The organism is Desulfovulcanus sp. (genome assembly GCF_982781345.1).
Genome location: NZ_CEYAEZ010000057.1, coordinates 1 through 17,906 on the forward strand (window position 1 = coordinate 1; position 17,906 = coordinate 17,906).

Sequence of the window (17,906 nt, forward strand, 5' to 3'; positions counted from 1 at the left end):
CATCTAAAACTTGCTTGCGGACAGAGCATAATGGGATATTTTGGGTAAACAACTATTCTTTTATTATCGATAGTGATGGTGAACATCGCAAAGTATTTAGCCCCATTCATCCCGATGCTCTGTTTTTCCGCAAGCTTCATTAAGATTGGGTTACCCAAGCCGTTTGTAATGCATTTCAGAAACCAAGACTTTCATTCAGCGGTTAAAATAGGGTTTGGCCACAGGCTCTTTATCAACAAAACAAAAACCTTAAACGTAGAACCTTGAACTTTGAACATTGAACAAAAAATGATTGATGACCAGGTCATAGCTGAAATTAAGCAGCAGCTTGAGATTGTTGAATTAATTGGGCGTTATGTCAATTTGCGGCCAGCCGGAAGCAGGTGGGTGGGCCCGTGCCCTTTTCATCAAGAGACCAAGCCGTCCTTTACTGTAAACCCAGATGAAGGTTTTTTTTATTGTTTTGGTTGCCAGGCTGCCGGAGATGTTATCCATTTTTATCAGAAAATAAACGGACTGGAGTTTAAGGAAGCTGTTATTGAGCTGGCACAGGAAGCCGGAATAAGGCTTGAGGAGAGCCGAACCCCATTTAAACAAAAAAAAGATAAAACAAAAAGAAGGCTTTGTCTGGATCTTAACTCCCTGGCCTATACTTATTTTAAAGATAATTTATGGTCTAAAAAGGGAAAAATGGCCAGAGATTACTTGACCGAGCGGCAAGTCAGTCAGGATATGATTCAAAAGTTCGGTCTTGGATTCAGCCCTGATGACTGGCATGGCCTTGAAAATCATCTGAAATCTCTTGGCTATACCCCGGAGCAAGGCGTAGATGCCGGACTTTTGAGCCAAAATAACCAAGGACGTATCTATGACCGTTTCCGCGGTCGTCTGATTTTTCCCATATTTAATCTCTCCGGCCAGGTAGTGGCCTTTGGAGGGCGGGTTATTCGGGAAGGAGACCCGAAATATTTAAACAGCAGTGAAACCCTCATCTATAAAAAAGGTGAGCATTTATACGGGTTATATCAAGCCAGACGATCTATTAGTCAGAAGCAAGAGGTATTGCTTACCGAAGGCTATATGGATGTTATAGTCCTTCATCAATATGGGTTTACCAACTCCTGTGCAGTCTTGGGCACTGCACTCACTGAGACGCAGGTCAAAAGGCTGGGAGGATTGACCGGGAGCGTTGTGCTCTTGTTTGATGGTGATCAGGCCGGAGCCCAGGCAGCCTTGCGCAGTGCGCAAATGGTTTTAAGTCAGGGCCTAAAATGTAAGGTGGTCCAGTTCCCGGCGGGCGAGGATGCGGATAGTTTGCTCACAAAATATGGTCCAAAAAGTCTTGATGAATTGCTAGGTAAAGCTCGCGATGGTCTTGATTTTTGCTTAACAATGATTAGTTTGCACAAGTCTCCCAAAGAAATTCTGGCCTGGGCCAGAGATTTTCTTTTGAACTTAAGAGATATTTCATGGCGAGCCTATTATATTCCCAAGATTGCCCAGAGCTTGAAGCTCTCGGAGACGGAACTGCGCCAAAGTATACCGGAGGTGCAAGGTAATAAGCACAAGGTGCAAACATCGGGTGTAGGCCAGAAGTTAAAGGTGGGGCGAAACTCAAGAGATAAGGAGATTTTAACTTTTGCTATTTGTTTCCCTGAGTATGTTCCCATTTTAGATGAAAAGAATATGCCACATTATTTTAAATCAGACTGGGCCAGAGATTTGTGGGAAAAACTGGTTCGCTATGATACCGATCAGGTATTGACCCAGCTTGATGAGGAGCAAAAAACTTTTTTTGTACACAGCAAAATGCAGCAAGATCTCCTAGCAGAAAGCAAAGAGGTTATACTGCGAGAGTATTTGGATTTTTTAAGCAGGGAAAATAAAAGACTCACTAAAAAAAATCTTACACTAGCTCTGGAGCGGGCCCAAAAAAATGGTGATCAGCAAGAGATCCGTCGGATTTTAACTCTTTTGCGAGGGGAAATCCACTCGTAATTTGTGAGAGGTAATGTGTGTAATTTTGTTTAACCAAGCCGTATCAAAATTCACCCGCATAGGAGAGGGGGCAAATGAGTAGTATAAAAGATGTACAACAAATTAAAGCGCTTATAGCTGAAGGTAAGAAAAAGGGGTTTTTGACCTTTGATGAGTTAAACAAGGCTTTGCCGGCAGAGGTGAATAGTCCGGAACAGATAGAAGAGATTATCACTATTTTTGATCAATTGGATATAACTATTGTTGATGCCAAGGCTGGCAAGCCTATATCTGTAGTACCGGAAGATACTAGCGATATTGCTGAGGGGCCAGTTGATTTGACTGAAACGGAAGATGCCTTGGATACTACTACAAGGAGTAGCGATCCTGTACGTATGTACCTGCGTGAGATGGGCGCGGTTGGTCTTTTGGACCGCGATGGAGAAGTATTTATTGCTAAAAAAATTGAAGCCGGTGAGTTGGAAGTACTTTATGCTTTGGTAGAAGTTCCAGTGGTGGTAGAAGAATTGATAAAAGTGGGAGAGGATTTAAAGAAAGATAAGATTAAGCTAAAAGACGTAGTTAAAACTATTGAAGAGGATGATCCTACTGAAGAAGAGATGAATCAAAAGCAGAGGGTCATCAGATTGTTAGAAGAAGTAAAGGCTATCTACAAGAAGAAAAAGAATATCTATACTAAACTAGATGAGTGCGCTCGTCTTGATCGCCGCGTCTATGGTGTTCAGAAAAGAATTTTAGAGTATAAGGACGAAATCGTTCAGCGGTTGCGTAGTATCAAGCTGGAAAAGACCCTGATCGATAAGCTTATTGAGAATGTGGAAGATTATGTGCGGCAGATGCACAATTGTCAGCGCGATGTTAGTGCGTATATTCTTTCTCTAGGTAAGAGTCAGGATGAGATTTTTGATTTGTTCCAGAAGTTGGAAAGGCGCGAGATAAATCCTGTTGCTGTGGCCGATGAATTGAATATGACCGTGGAAGAGCTCTTTTCTTTCAAGGAAATGATCTATGGTAAAATGGAAATTCTCCAGCGCTTAGAAGAAAAGTGTATGCACAATGTGAATGACCTGGAAGAAGTGCTGTGGAGAATCAAGAAGGGCAATAGTGATGCCTTAAAGGCCAAACAGGAACTTATTCGAGCAAATTTACGTCTGGTAGTAAGTATTGCCAAAAAATATACTAACAGGGGACTGCAATTTTTGGATTTGATCCAGGAAGGCAATATCGGTCTGATGAAGGCAGTGGATAAATTTGAGTATCAGCGCGGTTACAAGTTTTCAACCTATGCCACATGGTGGATCAGACAGGCAATTACCAGGGCCATTGCCGACCAGGCCCGGACTATCCGTATTCCTGTGCATATGATCGAGACCATAAACAAACTGGTTCGTACTTCCAGGTACTTAGTTCAGGAGTTAGGGCGTGATCCAACCCCTGAGGAGATTGCCGAGAGAATGGACTATCCTCTGGAAAAGGTGAAAAAGGTGCTGAAAATAGCCAAAGAACCTATATCCCTCGAGACTCCTATTGGGGATGAGGAGGATAGTAGCCTGGGCGATTTTATTGAAGATAAAAAGGCCGTGGCTCCGGCCGAAGAAGTGGTCAATACTAAACTTTCTGAACTCATTGATAAGGTGCTTTCTGAACTTACCCCAAGAGAAGAGCAGGTGCTCAGGAAGCGCTTTGGCCTAGGTGAAAAATCCGACCATACTCTGGAAGAAGTGGGTAAACTATTCAATGTAACCAGGGAAAGAATCAGGCAAATTGAGGCCAAAGCCTTGCGTAAACTAAGACATCCTGTGCGTAGTGCTTGTTTAAAATCTTACTATGAAAGCTGATTTGGTTATTGGTTCAGTTGGTTGAGTAGTTGAGTGGAAGGTTAAAAAACTTAGGCCTTAAGGCCTTTACCTTTCACTCTACTCAGTCCTCACTTTTTAGTCAGGAAGTTATTCATGCCGACAGGACAGAGCCGACTTTTCAGGTGTCTTTTTCTGGGCTGTCTTCTTGTTGCCCTCTTGTTGCCTGCTTTTTCGGTCCATGCTGTTGACTGGCAGGTCAGGGTTAAACGGGTTCTGGATGGAGATACTCTGATTCTAGAAAGAGGAGAGAAGGTACGTCTTCAAGGAATTGATGCTCCGGAAATCGGGCATGGTGGTGCACCTAGCCAATACTTTGCTCGTGAAGCCAAAAGAGAGTTGCTCCGTTTGGTTCAAGGGCAGACACTCATAATTAAAACCGAGGAAATTTCTGCTGACAGATATGGGCGAATTCTGGCCCATGTTTACTTGCCTACCAAGGAAAGTTTAAATTATTTGCTGGTCGAGAAGGGACTGGCTTTTTGTTTTTTCTACAAAGGTCAGAATGAGCACAAATTTCCTCACCTTTTGGCTGCGCAAAGGCGAGCCATGGATGTCAGACAAGGATTTTGGGCCAGGATTTTGACTATGGATGCGGCCAGGAAAGCATATCTCGGCAATAAAAGGTCTAAGCGCTTTCATAGACTAAGCTGTGATTTTGGTCAGAGAGTTTCTTCCAAAAATAAGATTTTATTTTCTAGTTTAAAAGAGGCATTTTATGCTGGTTTTGCCCCTTGTCGAACCTGTACGCCATGGCCTATGGAAAAGTGATGTAATTGCTAACTGGTTGAGTTTGGGAACTCGTTTTAATTATTAAACTAAACTACAGGTTAAGTTATTCAACTCTAAATTTTGCGCGGAGTCAGTGTGAAATATTTAACGTAAAACCCCGGGAGGTAAAAATGGATGGTTGGGTAGAGGTAGCTACTTTTGACAAAGAAGATAGTAAATTTGAAATGGAGAAGAAACGGATTGAGGAGTTGGCCTTGGATGTGGGGCTTATGCCGGAAAAGGTAATCAAAGTGCAGGAAGAAAACAAGCTAACTATTCTGATTCATCCTGTATTTTATGATTATTTTCAAGGATAACCCTAACTTTAAAAATGCAGATGTTTAACCTGGATTTTATTTGTACCCAAGCAGACCCTTGGCAGTACTGGCCATTTGGAGAAGGGTTCACGGGAGGGTGGTTATTAACTCTGTCAAAATTTGTCTTTATTGGGGTAATTCTTGCCCTTATAATGGGCTTTTTGCGTTTTTTATTTGGTCCCGGAGGTCCTCTCAGGGACAAAGAAATGGAGCGTGAGGCTGAGGAAGAGCGTAAAAGGATTCAAGAAGCTGTGGATATTTTGCGCAAAAGGCTGGCCAAAGGAGAGATAACTGAGGAGGAATTTGAGCGCAAGAAGTGGTATTTGGAGCGCTGACATGGGGAAATAAGGAAGCGCCATACTTTAAGAGGGCAAGTTTTCATGATTATTTTTTAGTTCTGGTTTCTTTCATGCTGGTACAAAGACTTGGACCCATCTACCCCTGTTGAATACTGGCAAAGCCAGCCCAGCCTCGCTGGATTCAACTGGGTAAAAGGCTTGCTTGCGGGCAGAGCATAATGGGGGATTTTGGGTAACCAAATATTTTTTAAATTATCGAGTCAACATCGCAAAATATTTATCCCATTCATCCCGATGCTCTGTTCTTCCGCAAGCTTCGTCAAGATTGGCTTACCCAAGGCATTTGTAATGCATTTCAGAAACCAAGACTTTCTATCAGCGCTTAAAATAGGGTTTGGCTACAGACTCAAAAGAGATAGTGATGGAGTTTGATAAATATAAACTGTGGTTTAAGGAGTATGTGCAGAAGTTTTACAGTAAAAGAGAACAAGATCAGGAAAATATTCGCTTAAAAGAAGAGCACTCATATAGGGTGCTTAATAATGCCCAGGCTATTGCCCAGGATGAGCGCTTGAATTCCAGACTTTATTTTTTGACTAGTTTGGCTGCCTTGTTTCACGATATAGGTCGTTTTGAGCAGTACTACCGATTCAAGACCTTTAACGACAAACTGTCTGTTGACCATGCCCGCCTGGGTTATGAGATCCTAAAAAGAGAAGAAATTTTAAATAACTTGCCTTTTAAAGAAGGACGCAATGTCCTCATTGCAGTGCTTTTGCACAATCGTCTAAGCCTTCCACTAAAATTGCCGCCCAACCTACGGACAATCACTCAGATAGTTCGGGATGCAGACAAACTAGATATTTTCCCGGTAGTACTTTCCTACGTTCAGCCAGGGGGGAAACAAAACAAGGTGGTCACCTTAGGGTTGAGAGATGAACCAGAGGCCTTTAGTGTAAAGGCATTAGAGCAGGTCCAGCAAGGAAGATTGGCCAACTACACGGATATGGTCTATATCAATGATTTTAAGCTTCTTCTTCTCTCTTGGGTGTTTGATTTAAACTTTGCCTTTACGTGCCGGGAGGTACTGGCTAAAGGCTATGTGCATAATCTGATCGAACTTTTGCCTCAGACTGACCTAATTACTCGCTTAAAGGAAGATTTGATCAGCTATTTATTAGTGAAAATAAAGGCTCAAACCGAGTGCATCTGCTAGTTGATGTTCTGATTACGTCATTCTGAGCGAAGCTAAGAATCTCGTGCAGCCCGTCTGAGATTCTTTGGTCGTTTTTATACTCCCTCAGAATGACGAGAAATAAGCAATAATTTTGAGATAGAACGTCCGGATGCGTCAGCTAAATTTGATGTCTACTTGGAATTATTGGCAACTTAGAATTGAACTTAAAATAATAAAGGAAAGTCTTATGCTTAAAAAGTTTATTTTAGGTTTTTTTTGTGTTTTTTTAATGATGACTCAGCTTAGCTGTTTGTTTGTAGTTGGAAGTGGGATCGGAGCTGGGGCAGCCATCTGGTACAAAGGTAAGCTTACTCAACATTTGAATAAGGACATGGACAAAGTCTATCAGGCCAGTATCACGGCCATGAAAAAGATGGGGCTGCCTATATTAAAGGCCGAAAGAGGCGAGGACGTTGCTCAACTTAGGTCCAAATATTTGGACGACACCAATGTTTGGATTACCATAGAGGCCTTAACCCCATATTCTTGTGAAATTACTATCCGGGTCGGCGTATTGGGTGATGAGCAGCGAGCCAGGCAAATTTTAAAAGAGATTCTCTCCAGAATTTAGCTGAAAGTCTACATCCCGTAGAAAGAATAGCACAGTATTGAAAAAAATTATGAAAAGTTGGCCTCTGAGTAAGGTTTGGCCGCAGATTTTTTGGGCAACTGGACGTTTTTCTTATCGATTTTCAGCTTGTGCGTCGTGAAAATTTTGGGGTAGCCCCGATCCTGCTGGTCTGCAAGCTTCACCTACTCATCCACTTCCCTACTCAACCACTCACCCACTCACCCACTCAACCAATAAACTACTCCCTTAGGCTGCTCAAGATAAGTTGGTCCAGAATATTTATAATCTGGCCATAAAGGCCGCCATAGCCAGGAAAGGTGCCAAAGAGTTCAATTTTGTCTTGTTGAAGACCGGCTTTCGAGCTTGTTTCAGGTGAGGATGGGCTGCTGGTTAGGGCCAACCTTTCTGCCAGAAGATAAGGTTTGAGGCGTATGTAGAATTTATCTGTGAGGTAAGTAAGCTGGTCTTTATTTTTTTCCCACAAAGCAATCGTTTTTGATTTAGGACTTACGCTTAAGATAAAGGAAAGCATGGCGTAAATAAAATTGATGTGGGAACCGGGGATACCTCTACGCCATGAAAGAAGCCAGGGTCTGCGCCAGGAAAGAAGAAAATGCTTTTGGCCAAAGTCAATTATATTTTCTACCCTTTTCCATAGCTCAAAAAGTTCCTCATCGTCCCAGACAATGGCAGGACTTTGCACATCCCACTCCGGGAGTGCCGGCTGATCATAATTCACCCGACTTCTTATCTTCTTATCTTCCCAGCTTCTCAAGCTACCATCTTCTTTCTTAAGCCAGTTGGAGAGAATGATCCAAAGAAGTTTGTTGGCCGACGGAGAGTTAGGAGTTTCAAGGTGCGCATAGCTTAAAATATACTCTCCTTGGCCGAATCTGCCTTGGATGAGGCAAGGTTCACCCTGGATAAGGGCGGGATTTAAACTGATTTTATAGACTTTCTCCCATTTACGCAGTTCCTGTGGTTTAAGGGCACTTAAATTGAGGTCAGTTACCCAGAAATCTTTTTCCGGTTCAAGATATGAGGCCAGGACTTGCACCGTAGGATCGTCATTCGGTGCAAATTGTGACGGCCACCAGACAGGCAAAGGCATCTGGGCAAACAGGTTATTGTTTTTTAATTCTACCTGACACAAAATATGGCCGCTAAAATTCGGCAGTCTCTTAGACATTGGTCTGCGGCCCCATGAACAGAGATCAAGCAGGGGTACAGCGTGTCTTGTGTCTTTATTGGCTGGGTTTGGGTCACTTGATTTAAGTGCCAACCCTGCTCCTCCACAAAAACCCAGGTATTTCCCCCCGTTTTGAATAAATTTGCGGATATTTTTTCTTCCATCAACTCCTAGGTTTTGGGATTTTAGCCTGGCCCATCCGCCTGGGACGAGAAGAGCCAGGGGATTTTCTTGAGCCAAAATTCCTCTTTGAATCTGGCAGGCGGTTACAACCTGGATGGGCACTCGCCAGAAGTTTAAGGCGCGCCAGAGAAGAATCCCCCATAAATGGGATTCATCCCAGAGGATGAAAAGCTTTTCTGTTCTATGTTTCATTGAAGATTCGTTATCCATTATCCGTGATTCATTCAACCTGTAAACTTATAGTTTAGCAAGTTTCAGGGCAAACGCACTTAAATTGCAAAAAATTCTGGCGCCAAGGGTAGAAATAGCGAAAGCGTCAACCCTGTCAGCAAGACGCTGACAGAGTTGACTTACTGGCCTTTTAGGCCATGATAAATGGATTAACCTAGGCTGAATTCAAAAATTTATATATCTAACAGATCCTTAGTGCACATCAAACATCGGCCCAAAGGGCCGGGAAGCTTTTGTTCGGCTTAAGGGCACAAGCCGAACAAAAGCCTTTGTTTTCCTTGGCGACTTGGCGACTTGGCGGCTTGGCGCGAGGTTTTCTCTTAAAAATCAGTTGCGTTTGCCCTGTAGCAGGCTTGATTTTTTATGGACAGGGCAATATTGGATTTGTATAGTTTGTAAATTGGTTTATTAGTTTACTGTTTGACTGGTTAACTCTCAACCATCAATCGCTTAAGTAAACAAAATAAATAATTAATCAATAATTAATCAATCATTCCACCAGTTAACTATTCCATGGAGATAGATATGGGTGCACAAGAATTGCCTAAAGGATACGATCCAAAAGGTGTGGAAGAAAAGTGGCTTGAGTTTTGGGAAGAGAATAAGAGTTTTAGTCCGGATGTTGACAAGGTTAAAAAGCCTTATGCCATAGTTATTCCTCCGCCAAATGTAACCGGGACCCTGCACATGGGCCATGCCCTGAACCTGACTTTGCAGGATATATTGTGCCGTTATCACCGCCAGCTTGGTTATGATGTACTTTGGGTGCCAGGCACCGACCATGCTGGAATCGCCACGCAGAACGTGGTGGAAAGGGCCCTGGCCGCCGAGGGTAAGACCAGACAGTCCTTAGGACGGGAAAAGTTTATTGAACGTGTCTGGGAGTGGAAAGAGGAGTATGGAAATAAGATTTTAAATCAGATTCGGCGTATTGGTGCCTCTGTGGACTGGTCAAGGCTGCGCTTTACCATGGATGAAGGATTATCCAGGGCCGTGCGCGAAGTCTTTGTCCGTCTTTATGAAGAGGGTTTAATTTACCAGGGCGATTATATTATCAATTGGTGTCCCAGATGTCATACCGCTTTGGCAGATCTGGAAGTTGAACATGAAGAGGCTTTGGGTGCACTTTACCATATTAAGTATCCTTTGGCTGATGGCCAGGGAGAAGTAATCGTGGCTACCACCAGGCCGGAGACCATGCTCGGCGACACTGGTGTGGCTGTGCATCCCGAAGATGAAAGATATAGCCACTTAATTGGTCAGGAAGTTATCTTGCCTTTGGTTCAGAGGAAAATTCCTATCATTGCTGATAGCTATGTGGACAGAGAGTTTGGTACAGGTTGCCTGAAGATTACCCCTGCCCACGACATGAACGACTTTGAACTGGGCAAGAAGCATAATCTGGATGTTATTCAGGTTATTGACGATGAAGGCAGGATGAATGAGCAGGCCGGTCCTGAGTTTGCTGGTCTGGACAGGTTTGAGTGCCGGAAAAAAGTCGTTCAGATGCTTGAGGAACAGGGCTTTCTGGTCAAAAAAGAAGATCTGCAACATAGTGTGGGCCATTGTTATCGTTGTAGAACAGTTATTGAACCGTATGTTTCCAGGCAATGGTTTGTAAAAGTTGGTCCGCTGGCCAAGGAAGCCAGACAGGCTGTAGTAGATAGCCGAACCAAAATTTTTCCAGATCACTGGACCAAGACTTATTTTGAATGGCTGGATAATATTAGAGATTGGTGTATCTCCCGGCAGATCTGGTGGGGACACCGGATTCCGGCCTGGACCTGCGAAGACTGCGGGCATTTGATTGTGGCCAGAGAAGATCCAACAGCCTGCCCGGAATGCAACAGTGACAAATTAAGCCAGGATGAAGATGTGCTGGATACCTGGTTTTCCTCTGCCTTGTGGCCATTTTCCACCCTGGGTTGGCCAGATCAGACCGAGGAGCTTAAAAAGTTTTATCCCACCTCCGTCCTGGTCACAGGATTTGATATCTTATTTTTCTGGGTGGCTCGAATGATGATGATGGGCCTGCATTTTATGAAGGATGTCCCGTTTCGGCATGTCTATATTCATGCTCTGGTTCGCGACGCCCAGGGCCAGAAAATGAGTAAATCCAAGGGCAATGTTATTGATCCGCTGCTCATGATGGATAAATTTGGCACTGATGCCTTCAGATTTACACTGACTGCCTTTGCTGCCATGGGCCGGGACATCAAGATGAGCGAAGAGCGCATTGAGGGCTACCGCCATTTTATCAATAAGATCTGGAACGCAGCCAGATTTGCGCTGATGCACTTAACAGAGGAAGAAAAAATTGAGTTTGAGCCTGCCAAAATTAGTGAAAGCGGTGGCTTGACTCACCAATGGATCTTGCATCGCCTTGAAGAAGTGAAAGAGGAGGTGCGCAAGGCTTTAGAAGCTTACCGGTTTAACGATGCAGCCGGGGTACTATATCAATTTGTCTGGCATGAGTTTTGTGACTGGTACCTGGAGATGATCAAGCCAGAGCTCTATGGTCAGGACGAAGAAGTCAAATCCCTGGCCAGGGGCTGTTTGAAACAGGTTTTAAGTGAAATTTTGGTTCTTTTACATCCCATTATTCCTTTTGTTACTCAGGAAGTATGGAGCTATATCCCTGGACAGGAAAATCCAAATTTGGCCCGGGAGCCATTTCCAGAGAGTCGGCCGGAATGTTTGCAGCCAGATGTGGTAGAGAGGATGGAGTTTTTACAACAAGTTGTAGTTAGTGTGCGAAACATTCGTTCGGAGCTTGGTATTGGACCTTCGCAGAAACTTAAACTTTATGTACGCGTCGAAGGAGAGGACAGAGACTTTTTGCTTGGCCAAAAAAGTTTAATTATGCATTTGGCCCGCTTGGAATCGATGCAGGCCGAACCTGATTTGACTCCGCCGCCTGGTGCAGCTTCTAATGTGGTTAAGGGGCATGAGCTCTATGTGCCGGTCAAAGACCTGGTGGATATAGAAAGTGAACTTGCAAGGCTTGATAAGGAACTAAAGAAAATCAACAAGGAGCTGGAATTTGTCAGCCGCAAACTGTCCAACGAGGGATTTGTGAACAAGGCCCCAGCTCATGTGGTGGACAAAGAAAAGCGTAAACTGAATGAATTTGAGGAAAAAAAAGTAAAGCTAGAAAAATTAAGAGACCGGCTTGCTGGACTGAAATAGGAGGCATATTAAGCGATGTCTAAAGTCTATTTATTGGGAGCAGGGCCTGGCGATCCTGGGCTTTTGACCATAAAGGCCAAAAATATCTTGGAAAAGGCTGACGTTGTTGTTTACGACTATCTGGCTAATAAGGAGTTTTTAAAATATTGCCGCAAGGATGCAGAAATTATCTATGTAGGCAAGAAAGGCGGAGATCACACCCTGCCCCAGGACAAGATTAATGATTTGTTGGTGGACAGGGCCAAAAAGGGGAAGGTTGTGGCCAGGCTCAAAGGCGGCGATCCCTATGTTTTTGGTCGGGGCGGGGAAGAGGCAGAGGAGCTTATCGAAGCGGGCCTTGATTTTGAAGTGGTTCCGGGGGTGACTTCGGCTGTGGCCGCGCCAGCCTATGCTGGTATTCCCTTGACCCATAGAAGGTATGCTTCTTCGGTATCGTTTATCACTGGGCACGAGGACCCGGACAAGCCAGAGAGTGCTCATAATTGGCAGGCTCTGGCCTCTGGAACAAGTACCCTGGTCTTTTTTATGGGCGTGAAAAACTTGGAATATATCAGTACCAACCTTATCCAGGCTGGCATGCGTCCGGATATGCCGGCAAGCCTCATCCATTGGGGAACAACCTGTCGTCAAAGAACATTGGTGTCCACTATTGCTGAAATAGCTGACCAGGCCAGAGCCAAGGGGTTTAGGCCTCCATCGCTTTTGGTAGTCGGAGAAGTGGTTAAACTAAAAGATAAGCTGGACTGGTTCGAAAAGCTGCCACTTTTGGGTAAAGGCGTGGTTGTGACCCGAGCCAGGGAGCAATCCAGCGTCTTGGTAAGTAAGCTGGAAGCACTTGGCGCATGCTGCTATGAGTTCCCAACCATCAAGATCAAGCCTCTGGATGATTACTCTCATTTAAGAGATGCCATCACAAATCTTGATTTTTACCAATGGATTGTTTTTACCTCTGTCAACGGGGTCAAATTCTTCTGGAAACAGCTGAGAAGCATGGGCTACGATGCCCGCGCTCTCGGGCTGACGCAGGTGGCAGCCATTGGGCCGGCCACGGCTTCTGCTTTGAGAGAAAGGGGGATTTTTGCTGACTTTATTCCTGATAAATACGTGGCGGAATCCGTGGTGGAAGGGCTTTTAAAAATGGGGATCAAGGGCAAAAGAGTGCTCATTCCCAGGGCCAAGAAGGCACGGGAGGTCCTACCGGAAAGCCTGAGGCGTGCCGGGGCAGAGGTAGATATTTTGCCTGTTTACGAAACAGTACTGAGCCAGGAAAGCGACGCTAACGCTGATGTCCTCTTAGAGCAGGTTAATGAAGGAAAAATTCAATATATTACCTTTACCAGCTCCTCTACTGTTGAGAATTTCTTTAGTCTCCTCGATGCTGAAAAACTTAAACCTTATGTATCTGCAGCAGAAGGCGGGAGCGGTATAAAATTGGCCTGCATAGGTCCGATTACGGCCAGAACTTTAGAGAAGTATGGCTTTGAGGCCCATATTCAGCCAGAAGAATTTACTATTGATGGTCTGGTGAAAGCTATAGTTGACTAGTTGAATAGTTGAGTAGGTAAGTAGTTGAGTGGTTTAGTTGTTTTGTATTATTAAGAGAATAAATTAACTTAACCACTCAAACAAAGAAGGAGGATCAATGGCCTTACCCATAGCTGTTTTAATCTCAGGAAGCGGGTCGAATCTGCAATCCATAATTGATAAAATAGAACAGAAAGTGCTTCATGCCGAAATCAAGGTGGTTATCAGCAATAAACCCGATGCCTACGGACTAACTAGAGCCAAAAAGCATAATTTGCGCACGGAAGTTATCGAGCATCAAAATTTTTCTTCTCGCGAGGACTTTGATCAGGCCATGGTCCGGGTTATCAAGGATGCAGGTGCGGAAGCGGTTATTCTAGCCGGATTTATGCGGATATTGACTCCCGCGTTCATTCAGGCCTTTCCCAATAAAATTTTAAATATACATCCTGCCATTCTGCCCAGTTTTCCAGGCGTGCGTGTCCAGGCCCAGGCAGCTGATTATGGGGTGCGTTTTTCCGGGTGTACAGTGCATTTTGTTGACGAGAAAATGGATAATGGTCCGATTATTATCCAGGCGGTTGTGCCAGCCTATGTCAGCGATGATGGCCAGAGCCTCGGGCAACGTATCTTGAATTGGGAGCATCGGATTTACCCTCAGGCTATTGAGTGGCTGGCCCAGGGAAGGCTTAAGATTGTGGGCAGAAAAGTGGAAGTGAGGGATTGCCCTCCGGTTTTTGTGCAAGCGGATGAAACAGCACCAGCCTTTGTCAATCCAGGACTGGAGCCGGGTTTTTAGTCCTGCCAAACCAGGGATTTTGGGTTTAACCTAAAAGTTTACCCCTCTAATTGGTCGAATTATTTATTTTTTTATTTTTTCTTGTATCCTGCCTCTGGTGGGATTATAATTTCTGCCGCCATGATTTACTCCAGGTGGCCGCGCGGCCTTAATAGGGAACTCCGGTGAGAGTCCGGGGCGGTCCCGCCGCTGTAATTCCCGTGAAGTTTTCTCCAGGTCATGACCACTGTCCTGCATTTCTGCTTAGGAGAAGTTAGGCAGATACGAGGTTGGGAAGTTAGGAAGATTGAAGTATACGGAAAAGGAGATGGGACTTTCGTTTATAAAAACGTATCTTCTGATCTTCTCAACTTCTGAACTTCCTTTTTTAAAAAAGGATGGGAAGGTCGGCAGAAAACCGGGAAGAGCCAGAAGACCTGCCTGGAGCTTGTCATGATTTTCTCTGCACGAGGATGCAGGGGAAATACGTATTTTATCCTCAAATACACTTAAGATTCTGAATTTTAAACCAAGGTACCCTAACTTTATATTCGGAATGTCAGATAAGAATAACTCCTCTGTATCGCCTTGGGTGGCATTGCGCGGATATGAACCGTTAAGTTTATGTGACTGGCCGGGCAAGGTGACCGCGGTATTGTTTTTTGGTGGATGCAATCTGCGTTGCCCCACATGTCATAATGCCAAGCTTGCCTGGGAGCCGGAAAGTTTACCCCAATTGGACCGGGGAATGGTTCTGGAAAGAATTGATCATGACAAAACCTGGTTGGATGCTTTAGTGGTTAGCGGGGGAGAGCCAACTGTCTTGCCGGGGCTTGAACAGGTCCTGACCACCTTAAAGGTATTTAATCTTCCGGTTAAGCTTGACACCAATGGTCTGCGGCCGGATCTGCTCAAGCTGGTCTTGGAAAAGGATCTGGTCCAGATGGTAGCCGTGGATGTCAAAGGCCCCTGGGGAAAATATCCTCAACTGACTGGAAATAAGATTAGCTCACAAAAAGCACAAAAATGTCTGGAAGCCATCTTTGACATGGCTAAAAAATGGCCAAACAGATTTATCTTTCGATGTACCAGGGTACCTAGTTTAACAGAAGATGATATGCATGAAGTTAAAACCTATCTGCCCAAAGGATTTGAATTGATAGAGCAGACGTTCGTTAATGTTGAATGATTAATGTTGGATGTTTAATTCAAGAAGTGATTGATGAAAAGTAATATAATAGTTCAAAAGACGTATAAATTTGCTTTAATGGTTATTGAATTATATAATTTTCTGGTAGATGATAAAAAAGAATATGTGATGTCTAAACAATTGTTAAAATGCGGGACATCAATTGGTGCAAATGTTAATGAAGCTCAGGTAGGATTTAGTAAAAAAGATTTTTTAGCGAAGATGTCTATTTCAGCTAAAGAGGCAAGAGAGACGCATTATTGGCTAAACTTATTAAAAGATAGTGGCTATATTGATCCTGATAAGCCAAAAGTAAAGCTTATGTTTAATGAAATTGAGAGCATTGTGAAAATTTTAACAAGCATAATAAAGACTGGACAACAGAACAAAAAATAATTCAACATTCAGCATTAAACATTCAACATTACCTGAAAGGAGATATATTTATGCCCAAACAAATCAAAAAGAGAGACGGCCGGCTTGAAACCTGGTCTGTAGATAGGATCGCCCAGGCTATTTTCAAGGCCTTAAAGGCCAGCGGGATTAAAGATCCTCTTTTGGCCAAAAGACTGGCCATGAAAGTGGAAAACAAGCTTGCAGATTTGGACATACCTGAGCAAGAGCAGGTCCAGGATATGGTGGAATTGGTCCTTATGGAGTCCAGGCTGTATCAGGCTGCTAAAAAATATATTTTATACCGGGAAAAGAGACGGGAGATTCGTAGTCAGAAAGAGGCCTTTTTAGATATCAAAGATACCATTGACAGCTACATGAACAAGTCTGATTGGCGGGTTAATGAAAATGCCAACATGGCCCACTCTTTTCAGGGGCTGATGCTGCATTTATCCGGATCTGTGCAGGCCAGATACGCCTTGGAAAAATACCCGGAAGAGATTCGTTTGGCCCATGAACATGGTTATTTTCATATCCATGACCTGTCTTTTGGCCTGGCTGGTTACTGTGCTGGATGGAGTTTGCGTGACCTTCTCTTGGAAGGGTTTAATCTGGAAGGACGATGTTCTTCCGGCCCGGCCAAACATTTTGATTCTGCTTTGGGTCAGATGGTCAACTTTTTGGGCACCCTACAAAATGAATGGGCAGGGGCACAGGCTTTTAACAATGTGGACACTTATCTCGCCCCTTTTGTCCGTTATGATGGCCTTGATTACCATCAGGTTAAGCAGGCCATGCAAAAATTTGTCTTTAACCTGAACACCACTTCCAGATGGGGGGGACAAAGCCCGTTCACCAATTTAACTTTCGATCTGGTTCCACCTAAACATATTGCCAAAGAAGCAGTGATTATTGGCGGGAAACTGAAAAATGAGACCTATGGGGATTTTGTCCCGGAAATGGAAATGATTAACAGGGCCTTTTTAGAGGTCATGCTGGAAGGTGACTACCATGGGCGCATCTTTTCCTTTCCCATACCCACATATAATGTGACGCCTGATTTCCCCTGGGAAAGTGAGGTTGGAGAACTGCTGCTCAAGCTTACAGCAAAATATGGCGTGCCTTATTTCCAGAATTTTATCAATTCAGACTTAAATCCCGAAGATGTGCGTTCCATGTGCTGCCGTTTGCAGATGGATTTAAGGGAGCTGAGGAAAAGAACCGGAGGTCTGTTTGGGGCTGGAGATTTGACCGGGTCTATTGGCGTAGTCACCTTGAACCTGCCTAAGCTGGCTTTTTTGGCTCAGGGTGAAGAGGACTTTTTAGATTTAATCGCTGAATATGCAGAACTGGCAAAGGACTCTCTGGAATTTAAACGCAAGCTCATTTGCGATAACATGGAAAAAGGTCTTTTCCCCTTTTCTAGAAGGTACTTAAAAAATGGTCTTAAAGGTCATTTTAGTACTATTGGCTTGGTAGGCGGACACGAAGCCTGCATGAATCTGTTGGGCAAGGGTATTGAAACCGAGGCTGGCATGAGGCTGATGGAGAGGGTTCTTGAACATTTGCGTAACTTGACTGTAAAATTCCAGGAAGAAACCGGAAATCTATATAATCTTGAAGCAACCCCTGCGGAAGGAACAAGTTATCGGTTGGCCAAGATTGATAAGGCCCTTTACAATACCATCTATACTTCTGGAAATGGCGTGCCCTACTACACCAACTCCACAACTTTGCCTGTGGATATCACCAGGGACGTATTTTTTGCTCTGGAACACCAGAATAAACTTCAGCCTTTGTATACTGGCGGTACTGTTTTTCATACCTTTCTGGGTGAGGCTGTAACAGATACGAGAGCTTTAAGGAGTTTTATCCTCAAGGCCTTATCCAAGACTAAACTGCCTTATTTATCCATCACGCCGACATTTTCTGTTTGTAAGGAGCACGGTTATTTGCAAGGCGAACATTTCACCTGCCCGAAATGTGGTCTGGATACCGAAGTGTATACACGCGTGGTGGGTTATTACAGGCCGGTTAATCTTTGGAACAAGGGGAAACAGGCAGAATACAGGGACAGGAAGGTGTTTGAATTGGCGGTTTAAAGATTAGTTGATCCAGGGCTATCTCACCTAAAATTTATTAAAAATAACCTTTGCAAGATAATTTATATCCCAGGCAGCC

General features: G+C 44.0%; 14 protein-coding genes and 1 riboswitch. Of the genes, 13 read left to right on the forward strand and 1 reads right to left on the reverse strand.

What is annotated here, in order from left to right; genetic code table 11:
* Positions 1-270: 270 nt before the first annotated feature.
* The 7 genes from dnaG (at position 271) to AC3WVG_RS09035 (ending at position 7,049) form a co-directional block, all read left to right on the forward strand.
* Positions 271-1,998 carry a DNA primase gene (dnaG, locus tag AC3WVG_RS09005; protein ID WP_488797804.1) on the forward strand — a complete coding sequence of 576 codons (1,728 nt, stop codon included), beginning with the start codon at positions 271-273 and terminating at the stop codon, positions 1,996-1,998.
* 74 nt (positions 1,999-2,072) lie between these two features.
* Entirely contained in the window at positions 2,073-3,836 is a 1,764-nt protein-coding gene (gene rpoD, locus AC3WVG_RS09010) for an RNA polymerase sigma factor RpoD (RefSeq protein WP_488797805.1), read from the forward strand.
* Positions 3,837-3,950: 114 nt separating this feature from the next.
* Positions 3,951-4,625, forward strand: coding sequence for a thermonuclease family protein (locus AC3WVG_RS09015; protein WP_488797806.1), 675 nt, complete (start codon positions 3,951-3,953; stop codon positions 4,623-4,625).
* 131 nt (positions 4,626-4,756) lie between these two features.
* Positions 4,757-4,942, forward strand: a complete 186-nt coding sequence (locus AC3WVG_RS09020) for a hypothetical protein (protein WP_488797807.1) — start codon at positions 4,757-4,759, stop codon at positions 4,940-4,942.
* Between the two features lie 14 nt (positions 4,943-4,956).
* Positions 4,957-5,277 (forward strand): SHOCT domain-containing protein, encoded by a 321-nt coding sequence (locus AC3WVG_RS09025; RefSeq protein ID WP_488797808.1) that lies wholly within the window; start codon positions 4,957-4,959, stop codon positions 5,275-5,277.
* 385 nt (positions 5,278-5,662) lie between these two features.
* Positions 5,663-6,457 (forward strand): HD domain-containing protein, encoded by a 795-nt coding sequence (locus tag AC3WVG_RS09030; RefSeq protein WP_488797809.1) that lies wholly within the window; start codon positions 5,663-5,665, stop codon positions 6,455-6,457.
* 208 nt (positions 6,458-6,665) lie between these two features.
* Positions 6,666-7,049 carry a DUF3568 family protein gene (locus AC3WVG_RS09035; protein WP_488797810.1) on the forward strand — a complete coding sequence of 128 codons (384 nt, stop codon included), beginning with the start codon at positions 6,666-6,668 and terminating at the stop codon, positions 7,047-7,049.
* Positions 7,050-7,287: 238 nt separating this feature from the next.
* Here the strand turns inward: AC3WVG_RS09035 and AC3WVG_RS09040 are convergent, their stop codons facing one another.
* Positions 7,288-8,613, reverse strand: a complete 1,326-nt coding sequence (locus AC3WVG_RS09040; RefSeq protein ID WP_488797811.1) for a BPL-N domain-containing protein — start codon at positions 8,611-8,613, stop codon at positions 7,288-7,290.
* 564 nt (positions 8,614-9,177) lie between these two features.
* On the opposite strand from AC3WVG_RS09040, the gene AC3WVG_RS09045 reads away from it, so the two are divergent.
* From AC3WVG_RS09045 to AC3WVG_RS09070, 6 genes are all read left to right on the forward strand, one after another.
* The gene (locus tag AC3WVG_RS09045) at positions 9,178-11,841 is read left to right on the forward strand and encodes a valine--tRNA ligase (protein ID WP_488797812.1); all 2,664 of its coding nucleotides are present in this window, start codon (positions 9,178-9,180) and stop codon (positions 11,839-11,841) included.
* Between the two features lie 15 nt (positions 11,842-11,856).
* Positions 11,857-13,386: a uroporphyrinogen-III C-methyltransferase gene (cobA, locus tag AC3WVG_RS09050; protein WP_488797813.1), complete on the forward strand. Its 1,530-nt coding sequence runs from the start codon at positions 11,857-11,859 to the stop codon at positions 13,384-13,386.
* A 97-nt stretch (positions 13,387-13,483) separates the two neighbouring features.
* Positions 13,484-14,164, forward strand: a complete 681-nt coding sequence (gene purN / locus AC3WVG_RS09055) for a phosphoribosylglycinamide formyltransferase (RefSeq protein ID WP_488797814.1) — start codon at positions 13,484-13,486, stop codon at positions 14,162-14,164.
* 115 nt (positions 14,165-14,279) lie between these two features.
* Positions 14,280-14,602: riboswitch (cobalamin riboswitch) on the forward strand.
* A 97-nt stretch (positions 14,603-14,699) separates the two neighbouring features.
* Positions 14,700-15,332, forward strand: a complete 633-nt coding sequence (locus tag AC3WVG_RS09060) for an anaerobic ribonucleoside-triphosphate reductase activating protein (protein WP_488797815.1) — start codon at positions 14,700-14,702, stop codon at positions 15,330-15,332.
* A gap of 33 nt (positions 15,333-15,365) precedes the next feature.
* On the forward strand, positions 15,366-15,728 hold the full coding sequence (locus tag AC3WVG_RS09065) for a four helix bundle protein (RefSeq protein ID WP_488797816.1): 363 nt from the start codon (positions 15,366-15,368) through the stop codon (positions 15,726-15,728).
* A 50-nt stretch (positions 15,729-15,778) separates the two neighbouring features.
* Positions 15,779-17,827 carry a ribonucleoside triphosphate reductase gene (locus tag AC3WVG_RS09070; RefSeq protein WP_488797817.1) on the forward strand — a complete coding sequence of 683 codons (2,049 nt, stop codon included), beginning with the start codon at positions 15,779-15,781 and terminating at the stop codon, positions 17,825-17,827.
* Positions 17,828-17,906: the final 79 nt, after the last annotated feature.

Coding starts and splice junctions, on each gene's coding strand:
- AC3WVG_RS09035 (WP_488797810.1), top strand. CDS start 6,666: ATGCTTAAAAAGTTTATTTTAGGTTTTTTTTGTGTTTTTTTAATGATG.
- AC3WVG_RS09060 (WP_488797815.1), top strand. CDS start 14,700: ATGTCAGATAAGAATAACTCCTCTGTATCGCCTTGGGTGGCATTGCGC.
- AC3WVG_RS09070 (WP_488797817.1), top strand. CDS start 15,779: ATGCCCAAACAAATCAAAAAGAGAGACGGCCGGCTTGAAACCTGGTCT.
- cobA (WP_488797813.1), top strand. CDS start 11,857: ATGTCTAAAGTCTATTTATTGGGAGCAGGGCCTGGCGATCCTGGGCTT.
- AC3WVG_RS09025 (WP_488797808.1), top strand. CDS start 4,957: ATGCAGATGTTTAACCTGGATTTTATTTGTACCCAAGCAGACCCTTGG.
- AC3WVG_RS09020 (WP_488797807.1), top strand. CDS start 4,757: ATGGATGGTTGGGTAGAGGTAGCTACTTTTGACAAAGAAGATAGTAAA.
- AC3WVG_RS09045 (WP_488797812.1), top strand. CDS start 9,178: ATGGGTGCACAAGAATTGCCTAAAGGATACGATCCAAAAGGTGTGGAA.
- AC3WVG_RS09065 (WP_488797816.1), top strand. CDS start 15,366: ATGAAAAGTAATATAATAGTTCAAAAGACGTATAAATTTGCTTTAATG.
- AC3WVG_RS09040 (WP_488797811.1), bottom strand. CDS start 8,613: ATGAAACATAGAACAGAAAAGCTTTTCATCCTCTGGGATGAATCCCAT.
- rpoD (WP_488797805.1), top strand. CDS start 2,073: ATGAGTAGTATAAAAGATGTACAACAAATTAAAGCGCTTATAGCTGAA.
- purN (WP_488797814.1), top strand. CDS start 13,484: ATGGCCTTACCCATAGCTGTTTTAATCTCAGGAAGCGGGTCGAATCTG.
- AC3WVG_RS09015 (WP_488797806.1), top strand. CDS start 3,951: ATGCCGACAGGACAGAGCCGACTTTTCAGGTGTCTTTTTCTGGGCTGT.
- AC3WVG_RS09030 (WP_488797809.1), top strand. CDS start 5,663: ATGGAGTTTGATAAATATAAACTGTGGTTTAAGGAGTATGTGCAGAAG.